Below are 18,426 nucleotides of genomic sequence, written 5' to 3'. Positions count from 1 at the left end.
CTTTTACTTAAACCTGATCGCTTTTAGTGGGCTAATCCGGCTAACCAGCATGGATGGCAGTATCAACACCAGGATACAAATCACAAATGTGGTCAGGTTTAAGATCAAAACATCAGTAAAGTGAATTTCTATAGGTACATACGATAAGTAATAGGATGCCTGATCTAACTTATAAATGCGCGTGTATTGTTGTAAAAACCCTAGACCAAGCCCGAGCATGTTGCCAAGCAATAAACCAAAACCTACAAGGTAAAGGGCATTGTATAGAAATATTTTCATCACACTGTAGTCTGTCATACCAAAAGCTTTCAATATGCCAATCATATTAGTTCGTTCAAGTATCATGATCAATAAAGCAGTAATCATGTTAATCACCCCTACTACCATCATCAGCACCAACAACACTTTTGTATTGATGTCCAGTAAGGACAACCAGGTAAAAATTGCAGGAAAATAATCGGAAACGGATTCAGATTTCAGGTTCAGTTCCGTATTCTCATAAATATGATCAGATACAGCTTTTAACTTAGAAAAATCTTTAATTCTGATCTCAATACCACCAATCTCATCAGGCTTCCAATTGTTTAATCTTCTGATAATGTTCAGATCGCCAATTACAAAACCTTTATCAATTTCTTCAACACCAATGTCATAAATACCTACAATTTTAAAAGGGCGTTTACGTGGTGGGTTCTGTACAAAGTACATGATAAAGTCATCACCAACTTTAAGTTTCAACCTGTTGGCTGTAAATTGAGAGATCATAATTTGCCGTGTAGCCTTAGCGCTATCTGCAAAATCGATCACCTTACCACTCAGCAGGTGTTTGCGGATGTAATTCCAGTTAAAACTCTTATCTATCCCTTTAAAGTTAATCCCTTCGACCTCATTATTGGCCGAAATAATTGCTGGTTTTGTAGCATAAGATTGGTAAAAATCAACTTCAGGATTATTTTTAAGCTTCTCTATCGTTTCCTTATTAGGCACAAAAGGCAGTTGTTCAAAAGAATTGTTTAAGCTGTATTTAAAGATCCTTACATCTCCGATATAGCCTCTTACCTTCTCCTGTATCTCCGTTTTAAAGCCTTTTATAATGGCAACAGAAAGCATCATTACCGCCAGACTTAGCATTACTCCTGCTATAGCGATACGAACAATCAACTTAGAAAAAGTACGCTCCGATTTTATGGCGATCCGCCCTGCTATGAAATATTCTGTATTCAATTTTTTCACCTGCTATTCTGCTGTAAAAGTGCATTTTTTTAAATTAAGATTTTAATAAAATTTAGATTATGAGACTAGTTTAGTATTTATTAATTGCTCATATCCTTCACTTAGATGGTCTCCTCCAAACAATCTGACCAGTTTGAGGTTTATATCTAAAAACAAAACAATTATGGCAAAGTCAACTATTGAAAAAAAGATTGATAGCAAAGTAAAATCTATCCAAAATCACATTAAAAAACTGCAAGATGATTTGATGCACTGGCAAAAAATTGCGAGTGATTATGAGACAAATAGAGAAACCATTGAATCAATTCTATCCGTGCATAATGCACCAGATTTAGCTGATGATAAAGGAAGTGGCGGTGATAAAACTGGAAATGGAAGAAAGCGAAAACGGTAATCCCTTCGCTTTTATGGTGTGACTGATTTACCATTTTTTATTACCTTTAGCGTTGTAGATATTAACAAAAAAGGTTTTTAAATGACACAATCCTTAACCCGCCTCCTCAACGCAGTCTTATTATCTTTCCTGCTTCAAGCTTGCAGCTCGTCAACTACCGTTGCTTTTAATCCGGCTGTTCCTAATCCGTACAAAGTAAAAGCAGAAGAAATTGATAAGCCTAAAAATGGGAAGTTACTTACAGGTGCCGAACAAACAGAGCTGTATGTACCTTACTTAAAAGGCAAACGTGTAGGCATGGTGGTTAATCCAACATCGATTATAGGCAAAGAAACTACAGTAGACAGTTTACTGAAGCTGGGCATAAACATTGTTAAAATATTTGGACCAGAACATGGTTTTAGAGGAAACGCCAGTAATGGGACACATGTTGATGATGAGATCGACACTAAAACAGGGATAAAGGCCATTTCGTTATATGGAAAGCACTCCACCCCTACCAATGCGGAATTGGCAGATGTGGATGTTATGGTATTTGACATACAGGATGTCGGTGTGCGTTTTTATACATACATCAATACCTTACAACACGTAATGGAAGCCTGTGCTGCCAATAAAAAAGAAGTTTTGATATTGGACAGACCCAATCCTAACGGTTTTTATATTGATGGGCCTATACTTGACCCACAATTTAAATCGGGTATAGGGTTAAAACCTATCCCGGCAGTACATGGATTAACTGTTGCTGAATATGCTCAAATGTTGAATGGGGAGAACTGGTTGGACAATAAGTTGAAATGCAAAATTAAAATCATTAAAGTGGCTAATTATACCCACGATACACCGTATGAACTACCTGTTAACCCTTCACCAAATTTAAATACACCACAATCTATTTTGTTGTACCCAAGCACTTGTCTATTCGAAGGAACATATTTAAACTATGGCAGAGGCACACAGTTTCCATTTACTATTGTAGGTGCCCCGGCATTAAAAGGTAAATACGAATTTTCTTTTACCCCCGTAAGCCTTAAAGGAATGTCGGAAAGCCCGTTGTTTATGAACCAGGTTTGTTATGGTTTAGACCTTAGAAATTATGACACCAACATTTTCAGGGAAACCAAACAGCTCAACCTGAGCTGGATGATAGAACTGTATAATGCTTCACCAAACAAAGCTGACTTTTTTAACTCTAGCTTGAGTAAAGAAATGGGTACCATTGAAAGACTTATTGGTGTTGCTGATTTCAGGAAGCAAATCATTGCTGGAAAATCAGAACAAGAAATTAGGGCCAGCTGGGAACCGGGACTCAATCAGTATAAAAAGATGCGCAAAAAGTATTTATTGTATCCTTAAGTATCTTTAAACTAAAAGGGCCCTGCAAAATTCTATTGCAGGGCCCTTTTAGTTTTAAATCAGCCTTTATTTGGCTTCAGCTAACTTTTTATCTTCAGCAACAATTTTCCGTTCAGGTTTATAAATTGCACCTGTTGCAAAATCCACAATAGCACCCGGCCAAAACAAGATAATATCTGCAATTAATGCTACCGGCCTAATGGCACGGGAAGGCTCTCCTTCTCTTGGTGGTGTACGCTGAGCTGTGGTTACTTTACCTCCAAATACGGTAGCGCAGCTGGATAAAATGCAAACGACTAATGCCATTGCAACAATACTTGTGTGTTTTTTCATTTTTGTGTGTATAATTATATTTAAGTTATTTCTCAATAGTTAACTTCAACAACAAACCTGTTGACATTACATTTCTATCAGTATTACTGATAAATAAGGGAAAAGAATAAGAGACTAATGTGCACAGCGGCAACATTAAAGAAAAACATTTGGTCATGAAAAGTCGCTAATTAATGATCATTATTTTAACGATAAACAACGGTCAATACAAATGTTATAATTTAGTTTTAAATAAACAATACCTTATTCATACTATTTACCAATCTATTATCCCCCATTTCGACCTCAATTGCGACAGAATGGTAAAAACCCATAAAATTTTTAGTTATTTTGTCACCATTAAAACAATCAAAAAGATGAAATTAGTTTTTATGGGTACGCCCGATTTTGCTGTCGCTTCTTTAAATGCTTTGGTACAAGCTGGATTTGATGTAGTGGGTGTGGTTACCGCAGCCGATAAGCCTGCTGGTCGTGGTCAAAAAATTCATGAAAGTGCAGTTAAACAATATGCAGTTGCAAACGGACTAAAAGTATTGCAGCCCTTAAAACTAAAAGATCCTGTATTTATTGAAGAACTGAAAGCTTTAAATGCCGACTTACAAGTAGTAGTGGCTTTCAGAATGCTACCTGAAATGGTGTGGAATATGCCAGCCAAGGGAACCATAAACCTACATGCCTCATTATTACCTCAATACCGTGGTGCAGCTCCAATCAACCATGCCATCATTAATGGCGAAAAGGAAAGTGGTGTAACTACCTTTTTCCTAAAACATGAGATAGACACAGGGGATGTCATTTTTTCTGAAAAAGTAAATATTGCCGATGATGACACAGCGGGAGATCTGCATGACAAGTTAATGAATGTTGGCGCCGGGCTACTGGTAAAAACGGTACAAGCTATTGAAGCAGATGATTACAAAGAACAACCTCAACCACAAAGCAATGAACTTAAACATGCTCCAAAAATATTTAAAGAGCATTGTCTGATAGACTGGAATCAGCCCACAGTTAAAATCTATAACCTGATCCGCGGATTAAGTCCATACCCTACCGCTTTTACCCGTCTCCAGGATAAAACCCTTAAAGTTTTTAAAGCTGAGTTAGAACAAGTACAACCAGAAATTGAAGCGGGTGCCTTTTTATCTGATGGTAAAACTTATCTGAAATTTGCAGCCAAAGACGGCTATATTAAGTTTACAGACTTACAATATGAGGGTAAAAAGCGCATGCAAGTTGATGAGTTTTTAAGAGGTATGCGATTGTAAACTTATAAGTTCATTATCCGTCCCAGGTACAAACTATTCGCAGCTCTTTTTCTATCATCAGAGACAAAAGAAATATACACCTCAAGCGGTTCATAATGCATCTGCGGTGTAATTTCAAGGATATCATACCCCTTCATTCTCCGCGCTCCGCTGTTTTTAAAGGCACACGTTTTACTTTCTGGTGCATAAGCTAATAGCATGACCTGATCAATACTGTAAGGCCATGAAATCCCGGCACCATCCCAACTAAACTTTAATCCTTCCGTTACAAATTCGACGGTAGGATTTATTGGCTGAGGCAAATCCCCGATGCTAATGACAACTTTGGGATAATCAACCTCCACATCCGGATAAAATCCTTTAAGGGCATGAGGTTTATTATAGGATACAGCCAGGTTGTGGTAGTTTTTCTTAGTTCCTGCAGCTTTAGGATTAAACCCGGTTTCCAGCAAACTATCCATAGATCTCAAAAACTCCATGATCACTTTCATTTGCAGCTTATTATTCAGCTGCTTGTTTGTTAAAGGCTTATCATTTATTCCAATTGTCCTAAGGACTTCTTGATCATTCAGAATGTACCCCACCAGGTTTCCTAATTTACCCTTTACTCCTCCCATGATGCCATTTTTTAAAATTGCCATAATACATCGTTTTTGATTGTTTTACATTTCAGCTAACTGTTTTATAAAAAACACTACCCAAACAAAAGATCTCAATAGCAGAAAAAAATAAGATAAATGGGGAGAACCTGAGACGGCCACACTGCGCCATTCGGCAGGCTGCAGCCCCGGCAAGGCCCCAGCAACACCCCAGCAAGGCCCCGTCAAGGCCCCCAGAACCATAGCGTGTTAACGGCTACTTTTCAGCGCCCAAAATCCCTTTAATAATTTTGTTTTTCCTTTGTATCATATCTCATTAATGAGCTTGTTTTAAATATGATCTAAAGTAAAAAAATAAAAGATCAGGCGCCAGTCCCTAATAGTACGGTACATTCCATCTAAAAAGCATAGAAAACCCAATCCATTAGCCCCTCAGGGCATAATAATTTTATTTAAAAAAAATGATTTTATTTCAAAAAAGGTAGTGATATGATATAGATTTTAGATTAAAAGCTGTTCAGCTTTACACTTAGCAATTTAGTCATCTCATTAAAGTAACGTTTACGGCCATAGCCCATAACCCAACGGATACCACTAATGGCATTGGTAATGAATACCTCTTCCGCAGCTTTTAATATTTCAGGGTTAATCTGCGCCTCTATTACAGGAATATCGTGTGCTTTAGCCATGCTCATCACCACATTACGCATTACGCCAGCCACACAGCCCTCAGACAATGCCGGAGTGTAGATCTTTTTATCGTAAACCACAAAAATATTAGAACTGATACTTTCGCATAAAAAACCATGCTGATTTAAAATGAAGGCATCATCAAGGCGCTGCTGTTTTTTATACAGCCCGGCCATTACATATAGCAAAGAATTGCTGGTTTTATAATTAGAAAGGCTATTTACGGGCTTGGTCAATTCATCAAAAACATCAATGATCAGCCCCTTTTTATTCAACTCGTAGTCATCTTCTTCAAGTGCTGAAGCCTCTAAAACATAACCAGATTTGTTAACATTTGGTGTATAGAGCCCATCACCGGCCCGGTAAACCGAAAGCCTGAAACGGACATTATCTTTTAATTTGTTTTTTTTGCAAAGCTCTGCAGTTTTTTGCTTCAAAAAATATTCATCAAGCAAGGCACTGCCGTCCATTTTCAGGGCCAACATCCCTGCTCGTAATCTATCCGCATGTAACTCGGCAAATTTAAGCTTGCCATTGCACATGCGCATCGTCTCAAAGAGTCCGTCGCCATATTTAAATCCACGGTTACCAGCCGTGAATATTGGGTGATTGATGGCTACAAACTCATCATTATGTAATATGTATTCTTGCATTTATCTGTGCCAGCGCATTAGGTAGGTTGTACAATGTAATTTCTCCACTTATTCAATGCCGAATCGAAATCGGAAGGCAAAGGTGCTTCAAATTCCATATATTTTTTAGTCCCCGGATGAATAAATCCTAAAGTTTGTGCATGAAGTGCCTGACGTGGCATAATATCGAAGCAATTTTGTACAAATTGTTTATATTTAGTAAAGGTAGTACCTTTTAAAATTTTATCCCCGCCATAGTTGGCATCGTTAAATAAAGGGTGCCCAATGTGCTGCATATGCGCTCTGATTTGATGTGTACGGCCAGTTTCCAGCTGACAGCTAATTAAAGTTACATAACCTAAACGCTCTAATACCTTATAATGTGTTACAGACCACTTACCTTTTTCTTCATCGTCATATACATCCATTACAATTCTGTTTTTTGCGCTTCTCCCTATATAACCCTTAACCGTACCATCTTGTTCTATATCTCCCCAAGCCAGGGCCACATACTTGCGGGTAATGGTATGATCAAAAAACTGTTTAGCCAGTTTGGTCATGGTCATCTCGTTCTTGCTAATCAATAACAATCCCGAAGTATCCTTATCGATACGGTGCACCAAACCCGGTCTACCTTCGTTACCTGGCAATTGCGGAAGCTGTTCAAAATGAAAAGCAAGCGCATTGACCAGTGTCCCGGTATAATTGTTAAATCCTGGATGTACCACCATGCCGGCAACTTTATTTACCACCAGCAAGTCTTCATCTTCATATACAATATCCAACGGAATATCCTCCGGATAAACTTCAGTATCACGTGGTGGATGTGGAAATACAATCGAAATCTCATCTGCCGGTTTTACCTTATAGCTGGGTTTAACCGTTTTCTGATTAACCAGGACATTTCCGGCATCTATAGCATTTTGGATACGGTTACGAGATGCATTCTCCATACGGTGCATCAAAAATTTATCTATGCGTAGCAAAGACTGCCCTTTATCAACAACTATGTTAAAATGCTCGTATAAATCCTGCTCTTCTGGTTCCGGCCCGGTATAACTGTTTTCCATTTAATTTCTATTACTGCTCATTGGTAATGGAACTTGCTGCATTTTCAGCTTTGCAGGTTCCATGCTGCAAAACTAATCTTTAACTATTACATATTTAAAAAGAAATTGGTCTGCTTTTTGTTAAGTTATGTATCAGATCTAATAAAACACCTTATGAAACAGTTACAAACCACTCGATATACGATGTATAAAGAGCACAACAGTTTCATAATTAATAAAAAGAGAAACCTACAACTATGAAAAACTTTACACAAAATGTTAAAATCATTTTAAATTTCTTTCCATACCTCCTCAAAAAGATTTATTTCAAACAATAATACCTAAGCAAAGGCGTCTATATTTGCAGCAATGTTTATAGATACGGCTAGTCCACTTCAACAGTTAAAAGATTTTTCAGGGCATCAGGTTCTGGTAAAAAGGGATGATTTAATTGATCCTTTTATATCAGGCAACAAATGGCGTAAGCTAAAATACATTCTCGCGTCTGCTAATGAGCAAAAAAAAAGTCATCTGGTGACTTTTGGAGGTGCTTATTCTAATCATTTAGTTGCAACTGCTGCTGCCTGCTCAAGAAGTGGTTTAAAAAGTACAGCTTTTGTGCGTGGGGATGCTATGGCTTGTATGCACAACGAAATGTTGATGTTATGCAGACTATTTGGCATGAACCTGATTTTTACTGACAGGTTAAGCTATAAAGACAAAACATCATTATTTGAAACTCAATTTGGTGGGGATCAAAACGCTTTTTTTATTGATGAAGGTGGTGCCAGCCCTGAAGGCGTTAAAGGTTGCGCCGAAATTATAGCTGAATTACCAACAGATATTGATCATTTATTTTGTGCGGCAGGAACCGGGACTACTGCTGCCGGCTTGTTAACCGGCATACACCAACTAGGATTAAAGACAAAACTACATGTTGTACCTGTTTTAAAGGGCGGCGATTTTATTGCCGATGAAATTTTAAAATATACAGATCGCACAGATCAATTGGTATTACATACCAATTATCACTTTGGTGGCTACGCCAAAACAACTCCCGATTTAATTGATTTTATAAAAAACTTTACCTCAGCAGAAGGTGTACTGATAGACCCTGTCTATACGGCAAAAATGTTTTATGCGATTGGGCATTTACATGCCAGTGCGTACTTTAAGCCTACCGACAAAATCGTGGCTTTGCATACCGGAGGTTTACTTGGCTTAATGGGAATGAAAGATAAATTTATGCAGGATTAACGAGCTCATCTGGCAGATCTAAACGAGCTACACCGATCCTGTCATCGGCCATACCATAATACACATCAAAACGGTTAGGGGTACCCAGATCATCCCTTCTATCTATCCCTGTAGGAAATACAACATTAGAGATCATACCGACTTGCTCTTCGGGAACATCTGGCGACAATACCGGCTCTGGCGATCGATATAAAACTTTAGTTGGCTGTTCTTTATCCAGTATCATTACACCTGCAGAATAACATAGTTGTCGATTACCACTTATGGATAGCTCAGCTTCACTTACCCCATGATATACCATCATCCAACCATGTTTGGTCATTACCGGAGGGGTTCCGGCGCCTATTTTTAAATTTTCCCAATTAGCTTGCGGTATAGCCAGCGGGTGGTTAGACATAAATTTAGGTAAATATCTGTATTTATATTTTCTTGACCTGATATGGCAATAGGATATCCAGATACATTCATGATGTTCTCTAATATCCCGGTCAAACGGACGCTTCATAATATCCTCAGGATCAGTACCCGGAAACAATGGCCGATGAAGCATAGCGAAGGACGGATGGCCGGTACGACTTATAACAGGTTCGGGAAATACACAGGCATCTTTATTATTGATGTTATTGAACTCTATGTGTTCATAGGGGGCAAATGTGGCAAGCCCCAATCGTTCCCAATGCATCAAATCTCTTGAATAAGCCAGCGCAATACGTGGTCCTGCTGATGAAAATGCAGTATAGGTCATCACATAAACCTTTGAGGATTCGACAAAAGTAATCCGGGGATCTTCGCAGCCCCCGCCCCCATTTGGGCGCTTCTCATAATCAGCCTCAGGTTCTAGCGCAATGCCCAGACGCTCTACACCAACAGGATCACCGTGCTCATTAAAACGAACACGGACAATGCCTATGCGGGAATAATTATTTTTAGCTACCAGTCTCGGAAATAAATAAAGCGCCCCATCAGGTCCTCTTGCGGCCGCAGGGTTCAGTACTCCTTCAACTTCCAGTTCATTGCCCGGTTCAGGAGTCATGATCGTTCCAATACGTTGTAGCTTAAATGGATTCATGCCAGGTATCTTTAGGATTTATATCTAAACAGGCAATAATGGCTTCTATAACACTTTCCGTCTCCCTGGGATCCCTTACTTGTATACAAACAACTCCCGTTGTTCGGGCAGGATGATCGTTCCCCCCTTCAAAAAGCGCATCTCCTATAAATATCATATCCTCAATTGGGATCTTAAGTATTTGACGCAGTTTATGAATTCCGTAAGCTTTATCAATACCGGGCTTGGTAATGTCAATAGAAGTTGCACCACCCATTTGCACAGAAAATTCCGGGAGAGTCTTATCCAATTCTGCTTTTATTATTTTCCGCCTGGCAAAATCGGGGTCCCAGTTTTTCTTGGCGTCAAGTGGTGCTTGCTGACCCAGGGCCGAAAAGGTAATCTGACTGCCCCGATCCTCAATCTGCTCGCCCCAGATTTGAGCTGTAGCAAATACAGCATTTTTTACTGCAGCATTAAGGTTAGTGATGATTTTGTTTTTTTCATCAGTCGTAAAGTTTTCGGCATACAATTGTTTCCAATCCAAATCGTACTGATAATATTTAGTACCGCAGGTGGGTAAAATTGACAGGTTACTCAAGTTTGCATCTGTGGACAAGCGAGATAATACTTGCTTTTGGAATTGCGGCCAGGCGCCACCAGATATAATGGCTACTTTGGCTACATGAAGCAGTGAACCTAAAAGTTTAGCCATTTCGGGTTCCAGCGCGGCCTTACTTTCTGCCAAAGTGCCATCGAGATCAAATATGATAAGCTGCTTCATTACCTGTTGATTTTCACTTCCATGGTTGAGCTATATTCGGCCCTGCGGGCCGCGCTATTGCAGGCTGCTCTAAGACGAAGCATTTTCTGCGCTGTCTCTAAATTTTTCTCATCACCTTTCCAGATTTCTAAAGCAGGCTGCTGAATCGCTCGTGAAAAAGAGAATGTTAAAGGCCATGGCATCATTTGTCCGTATCTAAGCTGCATCATATTTAAACGCTCAGAGGCTAGCTGATAAGATTGCCCCCCGGATAAAAATGCAACACCTCCCACCGCTGCAGGTACTACTTTCAGAAAAGAAGTAATGGTCTCTGAGGCGATTTCTTCTATATTACGTTGATCAGAACAGTTTAACCCAGGCAAAATCATGTTAGGTTTTAAAATCATACCTTCCAACAAAACCCTTTGGTGATATAACTCATTAAAAACTGCATGTAATACATCCCGGGTAACCTCAGCACACTGCTGAAGCGTATGGTCTCCATCCATAAGCACCTCTGGCTCTACAATGGGTACAATTCCGGCTTCCTGACAAAGCGCGGCGTACTTACCCAGTGTAAATGCGTTGGCTTTTATACAAGTTTTTGTAGGTATCCCATCACCAATGGTAATCACTGCACGAAACTTGGCAAAACGTAAACCCAACTTAGCATAGGTAACTAAGCGTTCACGCATACCATCCAGTCCTTCTGTAATTTTCTCATCGGGGAATGCAGGTAAGGCTACTGTCCCCTGATCCACTTTTATTCCAGGAGTAATTCCTTTATGTTCCAGTATCTCCAGAAATGAAGTACCCTTTTCTGTTTTTTGATAAATCGTTTCCTCAAAAAGAATAGCACCACTTATACTTTCTTCTAAATGAGGCGTAGTTACAATCAATTCCCTGTATTTTCTCCTAAACTCTTCCGTTTGAGGTATCCCCAGTGCTTTAAACCTTTTGTTACAGGTCCCCAGACTTTCATCCATCGCTAACAGTCCTTTATCGCCCGTCATGAGCCTTTGGACGATATTTTTAAGTTCCAATTCGTACATAATGGTATGTTTAATTAAACAGAGGATTTAAGCTCCTCCAATATTTTTTTAGTGCTCAGGAAATCCTGGTGATGAACACTTCTGATTCCTAATTTTTGCGCTGCCTGTGCCAACATAATCCGATCATCAAAATACACACATTCTTCTGTAGACACCTGGGCAATTCCCATCGCGAGTTTAAAGATCCCGGGATCCGGCTTACGCATTCCTACTTCGCAGGATGAAATAAAAGCATCAAAGCAATCGTGTAAACCAAACTTCTTAATCCGGTAATCATTGAGTTCCCGACCTTCGTTGTTGAGCGAAATGATTCTGAAACCACAGGTTCGCTTCCAGTCTTTGAGCCATTGCAATAATCCCGGCAATTCTTCAGACTGCGCAAACATGAATGTCTTAAAGTCTTCTTTTGTAAAATCTCTTGGGTGATTAAATATTACGGTATCGAGATAATCATCTAATGTGATTTTACCGATCTCGTAAACATTGAAGATAAAATTATGCAAGACTTCCATTTCTGAATGATCGAGGCCGAACAACCGGGCAGCTTCTTGCCGGGACTGATGTCCCCAGCCATTGTTTAACAACACCCCTCCAACATCAAAAAAAACAGCTTTTATAGTTCCCATATCATCTACCTGAATAATGCTAATGCTCTTTTCACAACATTCTCTACTGTAAAACCATATTCGTTCAATACCGCCTGGCCCGGAGCAGATTCACCAAATTTATGGATGCCAATTACATCACCTTCATCGGTTACATACTTATGCCAACCTAATGGAGATCCTGCTTCTACTGCCAATCTTTTCCTTAAAGTTTTTGGAAAGATCCTTTCTTTATAAACCTCATCTTGTTTTTCGAACAATTCCCACGAAGGCATACTGATCACCCGTGCGGCAATATTTTTCTCTTTCAATTGTTGCTGTGCATTTAATAACAATTGAACCTCCGAACCCGTACCTATCAATATCATCTGTGGTTCTTTTTCAGATTCTGAAAGTATATAAGCTCCTTTTTCAAGTTCTGTAGCCCTGGTATATTTTTCCTGATCAATCACCGGTAATTCTTGTCGGGTTAGAATCAATGCAACCGGACCACCGGAATGTTCGAGGGCAATACGCCATGCATTGGCTGTTTCATTGGCATCTGCCGGACGGATCACAGTTAAATTGGGAACAGACCTCAAACCGATCAGCTGTTCTACAGGTTGATGAGTAGTGCCATCCTCCCCCAGACCTATACTATCGTGTGTATAAATAAATACAGGCCGGATTTTCATAATCGCTGCCAACCGAATAGGTGGCCTCATGTAATCTGAGAATATCAGAAATGTAGCTCCATAGGGAATGATGCATTTACTGAGTGCCATCCCATTTAATATGGCTCCCATTGTATGTTCTCTAATTCCGAAGTGAAAAATACGACCGCTGTGGTTCGCTGCAGAAAATGAATCATATTTTTTCAGATCTGTATCTGTTGAGGGAGAAAGATCGGCCGAACCGCCCATTAAATGGGGCAAATCATCTGCAATTGCATTCAGCACTTTTCCTGATGCTTTACGGGTTGCTATTTTTTCTTCCCCTGCTTTAAAAACCGGTAGTTTTTCTTTCCATCCTTCAGGCAATTTACCGCTGCTTATCAGTTCGTATTCATGTGCCAGCTCAGGATGCTTTTCTTTGTAGCGTTTGTACAACTCATTCCATTCCTGCTCTTTTTTAATCCCTCTGCGCCCTGCTTCACGATAATAATTCAAAACCTCAGGAGGTACTTCAAAATATTTGTCAGGATCAAACCCAAAGTTTTCCTTTACCAACCGCACCTCACCTTCACCCAATGGAGAACCATGCGCAGCAGCGGTATCTACTTTATTCGGACTACCATAACCAATATGGGTTCGCACCTTAATCAATGAAGGGCGCTCAGTTTCTGCCTGGGCATTTTTAATGGCCGCAGAAAGTGCTGCGATATCATTTCCATCTGCCAATACCTGCACATGCCAGCCGTAGGCTTCAAAGCGTTGTGCAACATCTTCATCAAAGGCCAACTCCGTATTTCCTTCAATGGTAATGTGGTTATCATCATATAAATAAATGATATTGCCCAGCTGGAGGTGCCCTGCCGTAGAGGCAGCTTCAGAGGTGATGCCCTCCATCATATCTCCATCACTACAGATGGCGTAAATCTTATAATCAAACACGTCAAAGCCTGGCTTATTGTAACGGGCAGCCACATGTTTTTGAGCAATGGCAAAACCTATCCCATTGGCAAAACCTTGTCCCAAAGGTCCTGTAGTCACCTCAATTCCGGCCAACAAGCCATATTCTGGATGTCCGGCAGTTTTGCTGTGTAATTGTCTGAAAGACTTGATATCATCAAGGGTAATGTCGTAACCGGTGAGGTACAGAAAACTATATTGTAACATACAAGCATGACCTGCAGACAATATAAAACGGTCGCGATTCGCCCATTCGGGATTTTTTGGATTGTAGGTCATACTTTCGGTCCACAGAACATGACCTACAGGTGCAAGTCCCATTGGTGTTCCCGGATGACCTGAATTTGCTTTTTGTACAGCATCAGCGGACAATACACGAACAGTATTGATGCCCAATTGTTGGATAGAATCAGTCTTCATTTGATAGTTTTTCACGTTCCCGGCTAGTGTCTTTCTTCATATTTATGGGTAGTACACCAGCCATTTCGCCAATAACATTTACCAGTTCAGTTCCTGTAGGAATTACAATTTTAGCATTCGACCGCAGCGAGTTCTCCACAGTTTCCAGTTTTCTTAACAATTGTGCATTGCCAACAAAATATTTATTGGCAGCTTCATTAACCAGCTTAATTGCTTCGGCATCGCCTTCGGCATGTAATATTTTTGCCTGCTTTGACCCCTCTGCTTCTTTTATCTTTGCCCGTTTTACACCGTCTGCAGCAGTTTCTGTTGCTGTAGCATAGTCAATAGCTGCGATCTTTTCGTTTTCTGCTTTCACGACCTTATTCATGGTCTCCTGCACATCTCTAGGTGGGTCTATTTCTTTTAGTTCTGTACGTACAATGATAATCCCCCAGCTTGCAGTTTCATTTCGCAGGGTATTGTGCAATTCGGCATTGATCTTTCCTCTTTCACTATTTGCCGATCTTAAAGTAAGCGTTCCTATAATATTACGCAATGTGGTACGTGCAAGGTTTACAATTTGCAATTTGTAGTTGTTTACATTGTATTGGGAACTTTTCACGCTTTCTTCGGTTTCTATTACCCTGAAGTAAACCTGTGCATCTACACTTGCGTTAAGGTTATCATTTGTAATAATTTCCTGTGGTTGTGCATCAACCATTTGCTCGGTGGTATTTATAATGTATATTTTATCTATAAAAGGGATAATCCAATGAAATCCGGGCTGTGCAAATCTGATGTATTTCCCAAGCCGCTCTATCAGTCCGCGATGTGTTGGCCGGACTATTTTCACCCCCATAAAGAATAATATAATTATTGCAATGATGATGATTGTACCTTGTGTTCCCATTTCCTTTTATATTTAAATTGTATGTTCTGCCTAAGCATGAAATCGCATCAGAAAAGCATTCGTTTGAGTGATTATCAATAGAAAATCAATTATTTAAACACTGGAAATCGGGTAATTGTTTTAGATAACCAACCAGATGATACCCGGGCTAAAAATATCCCGCAGAAAAATTACAGCAACATTTGCGTAGTTACTGATACTAACTTTTGTATCTTGGTATTTCAGGCCGACAGATAGAAATTTATGAACAGCGATAAAAAAGTGTTACCAGCAGAACGACGCGAAGAACTACTCAGCATATTAAAAATCCGTTTTGAGAAAAACATGAACCGTCATAAAGGTCTTGAGTGGGCTAAAGTGCAAACAAAGCTGGAAGCTAATCCTGAAAAAATGTGGTCTCTTGATGAAATGGAAATCACTGGCGGTGAACCGGATATTGTTGGTTATGATAAAAAGGCAGACGAATACATTTTCTTTGATTGTTCAGCGGAAAGTCCTAAGGGCCGCAGAAGTCTTTGTTACGACAGGGAAGCATTGGAGGCCAGGAAGGAATATAAACCGGAAAATAGTGCGATTGATGTGGCAGCTGCCATAGGTATTGAACTTTTAACGGAAGCACAATATCGGGAGTTACAACAATTTGGAAAGTTCGATACAAAAACCTCGAGCTGGTTGAAAACACCTGCTGACATTAGAAAACTGAAAGGGGCCATTTTTGCTGATTACCGTTATGGCACTGTCTTCGTTTATCATAATGGTGCAGAATCTTACTATGCAGCCAGGGGCTTCCGCGGTTCACTAAGGGTTTAAAATTTTATACACAGGAATGAGAAAAATCTTTTTTTTCGCTATAGTATTGTCATTTACGGTGAGTGTTAAGGCGCAATATGTTAGTTTGAACGATAACGAGGTCCAGAAACTGAAAGCACTTATCGGTGCTGATACCCACGCTAAACAAATGTACGCCAATTATCAAGCTATTGCTAATGCTGCCATAAATGAAACTCCACAGCCTATTGACACTATACAAAGCGAAGGTTTATTAAAAGGTAATCCAAAAAAAACTGCTACAGCTAATGCTTTACGTGATGTGGGCAAAATGTACGCGCTTGCCATTTGCTATCGTGTTGAGCACAAAAAGAGCTACTTAGAAAGCCTGGCTTCGTATTTAACTGCCTGGGCAACAAACAACACGTCGCGCGGCAATCCTATTAATGACACGAACCTGGAAGACGCTATTGTAGCTTACGACCTGGTAAAAACATATTTACAGCCAAAGGATAATGCATTAACAGTTAAATGGCTGGATCAAATCGCTAATGCGGCAATAACAATGCATAGCAAATCATTAAAAAAAGAAACATCTTATAACAACTGGCGGTCGCACCAGCTAAAAATAGTCGGATTAATAGCCTACGCCATTGATCATGCCGGGTATAAAAAATATGTAGCCGAACATTTGAAAGAGCAATTGGAGAAAAACCTGTATGCGAATGGTTCAGGTGTTGATTTTAAGTTAAGAGACGCGCTGCACTACCACGTTTATGACTTAGAGCCATTGCTTAGACTGGCCATTGTTTTAAAACGTGCTACCGGAGTTAACGTATACAGTGCAGTATCAGCGTCCGGGTCCTCTATCCAAAAATCTGTTGAATGGTTGTTGCCTTATGTAACCGGCGAAAAAACTCATGCTGAGTATGTAAATTCTACTGTTAAATTTGACCAGGCACGCGCCCAAAATGGCGAAAGTGCCTATAAAGCTGGTAATTTATGGAACCCTAAATCGGGGCTTAAAGTAATGGCCTTAGCCGCTTATTTTGATCCGCAATACAACAGCACCATTAAAGCTGTTACAGGTACAACTAATGAATATAGCAGTTGGCAATTGGTGTTGAATAAGGTGATGATGTAATAACATTGGTTTTCCTTTACCGCCAGGTAAAGAAATCTGAATCTTTCTTGCTGTTCCATTTTTCAAATATTAAGTTTTAATAAGTATGGGACCTTATCTCGTTTGATACAGTTATTTATATACAATATCTGATTGAAGACGATAAGATATAAGCGACAAATAGCACTATTTTTCGGTTGATAACCTTAGATAATAAATAAAGGGTTCATAGCTAATAAAATACCTTGGTCGACAGAATAAGGTTTTCCGTCGACGACATTAGCGTTGAGCAGATATATGTTGTTGTTTAGTACCGGTGCTGATGTATATCTCTCCAGTTTATCAACTAATTTAAAATTATGAAAACAAAATTTGTTATGCTCACTGTCTTTGTCTTGCTATCGCTGTGGGCATGTAAAAAGCCGTCTGGAAATATACCTTCTGCGCCTTTTACATCTGGAGCAGATATTGAAAAACCATTGGTAAAGACTATTTACTGGCCATTATTGGGGGTAACTGGAATTTTTACACGTAATGCAGACAGTACAGTAAAAAGCATCAGTTACTCTGGAGTACGCATTCCCACTCAGCTTGAATTTAGTTATGATCGTTTTGGGCTTTCCAAAGCAGAGGTTTCAAACTCACTTGATGGAAAGTTTCTGTTGTATGATGCGCTCAGCGGAGAGCTTAGCACCATGATCAAAGCTATAAAAACTGGGACAGGTTACCGGAATTATGCCAAAGCTACATTCGACAACTCCGTTTCTGGTCGACTTGAATCATTGAATTATTATACCGTGAATGAGGCGGGCAGCATATTGTCATATACGAGCAGTTATGCATATAATACGAATGGACTCCCTGAAAAAATAACGGTAATTGATAAAAACAATAATAAACGTGTTATAGCCTTTGAAGGATATTCTGACGAGGTAGTTTTTGAACCGATATGTTTTATTGATTTTGATATGGGGGAATTTTTCTCTATCTACAACAATAGTACTTTAGCACTGCTATCAAAACTGCACAGGTTTCCCGGGCGGCTGAAAATTACAGATTATAGGGGAAGTCAGGTCAGCCGGGAGAAGCTGGTTGAAACAGATTTTACTATTAGTTCTAAAAAGCTTGTGAAACAGATCATTAAGATTACCGGATCAGAGTTTCCAACTCCACAATACAGCGAGTTGCATTATGGATATTAACTTATTGTGGTTAAATTTAATAATCAAAGACTATGTATTTATGAAGCAAATTGAAAATATGCTTTCTGGGTTATGCCTGATGTAGAAGTGAGATCTATTCTCCTTTATAAGAATGCCCATTGTTTTACCACTTAT

18 protein-coding genes are annotated in these 18,426 nt (G+C 39.5%); 7 read left to right on the top strand and 11 right to left on the bottom strand.

Annotation, left to right across the window (positions count from 1 at the left end; all coding sequences use genetic code 11):
- Positions 1 to 3: 3 nt before the first annotated feature.
- On the bottom strand, positions 4 to 1,224 hold the full coding sequence (locus tag P0Y49_04265) for an ABC transporter permease (GenBank protein ID WEK21772.1): 1,221 nt from the start codon (positions 1,222 to 1,224) through the stop codon (positions 4 to 6).
- 172 nt (positions 1,225 to 1,396) lie between these two features.
- Here P0Y49_04265 and P0Y49_04260 point away from each other — a divergent pair, with 172 nt between their 5' ends.
- The gene (locus P0Y49_04260) at positions 1,397 to 1,627 is read left to right on the top strand and encodes a hypothetical protein (protein WEK20353.1); all 231 of its coding nucleotides are present in this window, start codon (positions 1,397 to 1,399) and stop codon (positions 1,625 to 1,627) included.
- Between the two features lie 81 nt (positions 1,628 to 1,708).
- Positions 1,709 to 2,983, top strand: a complete 1,275-nt coding sequence (locus tag P0Y49_04255; protein WEK20352.1) for a DUF1343 domain-containing protein — start codon at positions 1,709 to 1,711, stop codon at positions 2,981 to 2,983.
- Positions 2,984 to 3,049: 66 nt separating this feature from the next.
- On the opposite strand, the gene P0Y49_04250 is transcribed toward P0Y49_04255, so the two are convergent.
- Positions 3,050 to 3,316 carry a hypothetical protein gene (locus tag P0Y49_04250; protein WEK20351.1) on the bottom strand — a complete coding sequence of 89 codons (267 nt, stop codon included), beginning with the start codon at positions 3,314 to 3,316 and terminating at the stop codon, positions 3,050 to 3,052.
- A 356-nt stretch (positions 3,317 to 3,672) separates the two neighbouring features.
- Here P0Y49_04250 and fmt point away from each other — a divergent pair, with 356 nt between their 5' ends.
- Complete coding sequence (gene fmt, locus P0Y49_04245) at positions 3,673 to 4,581, top strand: methionyl-tRNA formyltransferase (GenBank protein WEK20350.1); 909 nt, start codon at positions 3,673 to 3,675, stop codon at positions 4,579 to 4,581.
- A gap of 2 nt (positions 4,582 to 4,583) precedes the next feature.
- Here the strand turns inward: fmt and P0Y49_04240 are convergent, their stop codons facing one another.
- From P0Y49_04240 to P0Y49_04230, 3 genes are all read right to left on the bottom strand, one after another.
- Positions 4,584 to 5,222 (bottom strand): DUF6266 family protein, encoded by a 639-nt coding sequence (locus tag P0Y49_04240; GenBank protein WEK20349.1) that lies wholly within the window; start codon positions 5,220 to 5,222, stop codon positions 4,584 to 4,586.
- Positions 5,223 to 5,686: 464 nt separating this feature from the next.
- Positions 5,687 to 6,523 carry an aminotransferase class IV gene (locus tag P0Y49_04235; GenBank protein WEK20348.1) on the bottom strand — a complete coding sequence of 279 codons (837 nt, stop codon included), beginning with the start codon at positions 6,521 to 6,523 and terminating at the stop codon, positions 5,687 to 5,689.
- A 17-nt stretch (positions 6,524 to 6,540) separates the two neighbouring features.
- Positions 6,541 to 7,572: an RluA family pseudouridine synthase gene (locus P0Y49_04230; GenBank protein WEK20347.1), complete on the bottom strand. Its 1,032-nt coding sequence runs from the start codon at positions 7,570 to 7,572 to the stop codon at positions 6,541 to 6,543.
- Positions 7,573 to 7,920: 348 nt separating this feature from the next.
- Between P0Y49_04230 and P0Y49_04225 the strand changes: the two genes are divergently transcribed.
- Positions 7,921 to 8,808 carry a pyridoxal-phosphate dependent enzyme gene (locus tag P0Y49_04225; protein WEK20346.1) on the top strand — a complete coding sequence of 296 codons (888 nt, stop codon included), beginning with the start codon at positions 7,921 to 7,923 and terminating at the stop codon, positions 8,806 to 8,808.
- Here the strand turns inward: P0Y49_04225 and P0Y49_04220 are convergent.
- The 6 genes from P0Y49_04220 to P0Y49_04195 are packed head-to-tail and all read right to left on the bottom strand — an operon-like array spanning position 8,795 to position 15,198.
- Complete coding sequence (locus P0Y49_04220; GenBank protein ID WEK20345.1) at positions 8,795 to 9,877, bottom strand: glycosidase; 1,083 nt, start codon at positions 9,875 to 9,877, stop codon at positions 8,795 to 8,797. The two genes, P0Y49_04225 and P0Y49_04220, sit on opposite strands and share 14 nt — an antisense overlap.
- Positions 9,864 to 10,640 carry an HAD-IIB family hydrolase gene (locus P0Y49_04215; protein ID WEK20344.1) on the bottom strand — a complete coding sequence of 259 codons (777 nt, stop codon included), beginning with the start codon at positions 10,638 to 10,640 and terminating at the stop codon, positions 9,864 to 9,866. The genes P0Y49_04220 and P0Y49_04215 overlap by 14 nt, the downstream gene beginning before the upstream one ends.
- Entirely contained in the window at positions 10,640 to 11,671 is a 1,032-nt protein-coding gene (locus P0Y49_04210) for a fructose-bisphosphate aldolase class I (GenBank protein ID WEK20343.1), read from the bottom strand. Before P0Y49_04210 ends, P0Y49_04215 begins: the two co-directional genes overlap by 1 nt.
- A gap of 14 nt (positions 11,672 to 11,685) precedes the next feature.
- On the bottom strand, positions 11,686 to 12,297 hold the full coding sequence (locus P0Y49_04205; protein ID WEK20342.1) for an HAD-IA family hydrolase: 612 nt from the start codon (positions 12,295 to 12,297) through the stop codon (positions 11,686 to 11,688).
- A gap of 5 nt (positions 12,298 to 12,302) precedes the next feature.
- Positions 12,303 to 14,306: a transketolase gene (gene tkt / locus P0Y49_04200; GenBank protein WEK20341.1), complete on the bottom strand. Its 2,004-nt coding sequence runs from the start codon at positions 14,304 to 14,306 to the stop codon at positions 12,303 to 12,305.
- Positions 14,296 to 15,198: an SPFH/Band 7/PHB domain protein gene (locus tag P0Y49_04195; GenBank protein WEK20340.1), complete on the bottom strand. Its 903-nt coding sequence runs from the start codon at positions 15,196 to 15,198 to the stop codon at positions 14,296 to 14,298. The genes tkt and P0Y49_04195 overlap by 11 nt, the downstream gene beginning before the upstream one ends.
- Positions 15,199 to 15,441: 243 nt before the next feature.
- Between P0Y49_04195 and P0Y49_04190 the strand changes: the two genes are divergently transcribed.
- The 3 genes from P0Y49_04190 (at position 15,442) to P0Y49_04180 (ending at position 18,291) form a co-directional block, all read left to right on the top strand.
- Positions 15,442 to 16,008, top strand: a complete 567-nt coding sequence (locus P0Y49_04190) for a DUF4256 domain-containing protein (protein ID WEK20339.1) — start codon at positions 15,442 to 15,444, stop codon at positions 16,006 to 16,008.
- Positions 16,009 to 16,024: 16 nt separating this feature from the next.
- Positions 16,025 to 17,110, top strand: coding sequence for an alginate lyase family protein (locus tag P0Y49_04185; GenBank protein ID WEK20338.1), 1,086 nt, complete (start codon positions 16,025 to 16,027; stop codon positions 17,108 to 17,110).
- 338 nt (positions 17,111 to 17,448) lie between these two features.
- On the top strand, positions 17,449 to 18,291 hold the full coding sequence (locus P0Y49_04180; protein ID WEK20337.1) for a hypothetical protein: 843 nt from the start codon (positions 17,449 to 17,451) through the stop codon (positions 18,289 to 18,291).
- Positions 18,292 to 18,426: the final 135 nt, after the last annotated feature.

The sequence above is a fragment of the Candidatus Pedobacter colombiensis genome (assembly GCA_029202485.1).
GTDB classification, from domain to species: domain Bacteria; phylum Bacteroidota; class Bacteroidia; order Sphingobacteriales; family Sphingobacteriaceae; genus Pedobacter; species Pedobacter colombiensis.
This window is presented reverse-complemented; position numbering and strand designations above follow the sequence as displayed.

Bases quoted from the DNA above. Each gene is read 5' to 3' on its own strand.
- P0Y49_04260 (WEK20353.1), top strand. From the start codon at position 1,397: ATGGCAAAGTCAACTATTGAAAAAAAGATTGATAGCAAAGTAAAATCT.
- P0Y49_04255 (WEK20352.1), top strand. From the start codon at position 1,709: ATGACACAATCCTTAACCCGCCTCCTCAACGCAGTCTTATTATCTTTC.
- P0Y49_04250 (WEK20351.1), bottom strand. From the start codon at position 3,316: ATGAAAAAACACACAAGTATTGTTGCAATGGCATTAGTCGTTTGCATT.
- fmt (WEK20350.1), top strand. From the start codon at position 3,673: ATGAAATTAGTTTTTATGGGTACGCCCGATTTTGCTGTCGCTTCTTTA.
- P0Y49_04240 (WEK20349.1), bottom strand. From the start codon at position 5,222: ATGGCAATTTTAAAAAATGGCATCATGGGAGGAGTAAAGGGTAAATTA.
- P0Y49_04235 (WEK20348.1), bottom strand. From the start codon at position 6,523: ATGCAAGAATACATATTACATAATGATGAGTTTGTAGCCATCAATCAC.
- P0Y49_04230 (WEK20347.1), bottom strand. From the start codon at position 7,572: ATGGAAAACAGTTATACCGGGCCGGAACCAGAAGAGCAGGATTTATAC.
- P0Y49_04225 (WEK20346.1), top strand. From the start codon at position 7,921: ATGTTTATAGATACGGCTAGTCCACTTCAACAGTTAAAAGATTTTTCA.
- P0Y49_04220 (WEK20345.1), bottom strand. From the start codon at position 9,877: ATGAATCCATTTAAGCTACAACGTATTGGAACGATCATGACTCCTGAA.
- P0Y49_04215 (WEK20344.1), bottom strand. From the start codon at position 10,640: ATGAAGCAGCTTATCATATTTGATCTCGATGGCACTTTGGCAGAAAGT.
- P0Y49_04210 (WEK20343.1), bottom strand. From the start codon at position 11,671: ATGTACGAATTGGAACTTAAAAATATCGTCCAAAGGCTCATGACGGGC.
- P0Y49_04205 (WEK20342.1), bottom strand. From the start codon at position 12,297: ATGGGAACTATAAAAGCTGTTTTTTTTGATGTTGGAGGGGTGTTGTTA.
- tkt (WEK20341.1), bottom strand. From the start codon at position 14,306: ATGAAGACTGATTCTATCCAACAATTGGGCATCAATACTGTTCGTGTA.
- P0Y49_04195 (WEK20340.1), bottom strand. From the start codon at position 15,198: ATGGGAACACAAGGTACAATCATCATCATTGCAATAATTATATTATTC.
- P0Y49_04190 (WEK20339.1), top strand. From the start codon at position 15,442: ATGAACAGCGATAAAAAAGTGTTACCAGCAGAACGACGCGAAGAACTA.
- P0Y49_04185 (WEK20338.1), top strand. From the start codon at position 16,025: ATGAGAAAAATCTTTTTTTTCGCTATAGTATTGTCATTTACGGTGAGT.
- P0Y49_04180 (WEK20337.1), top strand. From the start codon at position 17,449: ATGAAAACAAAATTTGTTATGCTCACTGTCTTTGTCTTGCTATCGCTG.